Origin of the sequence: Dietzia sp. CQ4 (genome assembly GCF_014145125.1) — a bacterium.
Taxonomy (GTDB): Bacteria; Actinomycetota; Actinomycetes; order Mycobacteriales; family Mycobacteriaceae; genus Dietzia; species Dietzia natronolimnaea.
In genome coordinates this window covers 1-1,530 of record NZ_JAALDZ010000008.1, presented here as the reverse complement: position 1 = coordinate 1,530, position 1,530 = coordinate 1, and the positions used below count along the sequence as shown (strand labels likewise).

The window sequence follows — 1,530 nt, the reverse complement described above, 5'->3', positions numbered from 1 at the left end:
GTCGCGGCCACCCGGTCGGCCGAGCCCGCCCCCGCGCGGCCCGCCTCCGCCGACGCCCCGCCTGTCCCGACCCGCTACGCGGACATCAAGCCCGTCGCGGAGTCCACCGACCTGCGGTCCGACTCGGTCACCGCCGTCCTGATCTCCCCCGACGCCACCCCGACCCCCGACCCGGAGGCGTTCGGGGACATCACCGCGCAGGGCGGGACCGGAGCGAACGGTGACATCGCGGCCAGGCAGCCGGCGATCATCAGCCGCGCCGGCTGGGGCGCCGACGAGTCCATCCGCTGCCGCAACGCCACCTACGACCCCACGCTCGCCGCCGCCGTCGTCCACCACACGGCCGGCAGCAACAACTACACCCGCGAGGGCTCGGCCGGCGTCGTGCGGGGCATCTACACCTACCACGCACGCAATCTGGGTTGGTGCGACGTCGGGTACAACGTCATGGTCGACAAGTACGGCCAGGCCTTCGAGGGCCGCCACGGCGGCCTCAACCGCAACGTCCAGGGTGCGCACGCCGGCGGCTTCAACGGCAACACCTGGGGGATCTCGATGATGGGCGACTACTCGACCGTCGCCCCGCCCGAGGCCACCGTGCGCAAGATGGGCGAGATCATCGGGTGGCGCCTGTCGGTCGCCGGGGTCAACCCCAAGGGTTCCGACACCCACTACTCCGAGGGCACGTCCTTCACCAGGTACCCCATGGGCGCCGCGGTCCGGTTGCCCAACATCTTCGCCCACCGCGACGTCGGCAACACCTCGTGCCCCGGCGACGCGGGCTACGCCAGGATGGGTCAGATCCGCGACATCGCGGCGGCCTACGCCCAGAGCGGCGGCGGGACCCCGGCTCCGACCAACCCCACTCCCCCGGTCACCAACCCCGGGACGACCCCGCGGCCGGGCACCGGTGGGACGATGATCCCGGGCGTCACCCAGGGCAGTGTCCAGGACGCGGTGACCTCCGCGCTCCGGACCGTGCTGTCCGGTGGCCGCCTCGACGCCGCCGCGCTGACCCGGATCCTCACGGGCGGGAAGACGCTGGCCGACATCCCGTTCGACGCCGGCTCGGTGCAGGCCGCGGTCGGCGGGGACCTGGGCTCCGTCGGGAATCTGATCGGCGGCGACTTCGCCAGACTCGCCTCGCAGTTCGCCGGCCCGCTCGGACAGGTCCTCTCCGGCGTCCAGAGGTTCGGCAACGTGTCCCTGGTGAAGCACGAGAACGGTGCGGTCTACTCCTCCCCCGAGACGGGCACCCACCCGGTGTGGGGCGTGATCGGTGACGCCTGGGCCTCCCAGGGCTTCGAGCACGGACCGCTCGGCCTGCCGGTCTCGAGTGAGGCCGGACGCGAGGACGGCACGGTCGCCCAGCGCTTCGAGGGCGGCACGCTGGTCTTCGACCCGGCCACCAAGGAGCTCACGGTCGAGCCGAACCCCTGATCCCCGGCCGACGCCGAGCGTCGGCCGACCAGACTCGCGGACCGGGTCCCACCAGGTGTGCCCGCCGCCCCGTCACCGGGGCGGCGGGCA

General features: G+C 73.3%; 1 protein-coding gene. It reads left to right on the top strand.

Features of this window, described 5'->3' with window-relative positions; all coding sequences use genetic code 11:
- Positions 1 to 1,440 (top strand): N-acetylmuramoyl-L-alanine amidase (locus G6031_RS00380; RefSeq protein WP_182652084.1); only part of this gene is annotated, 1,440 nt, incomplete at its 5' end.
- Positions 1,441 to 1,530 lie beyond the last annotated feature (90 nt).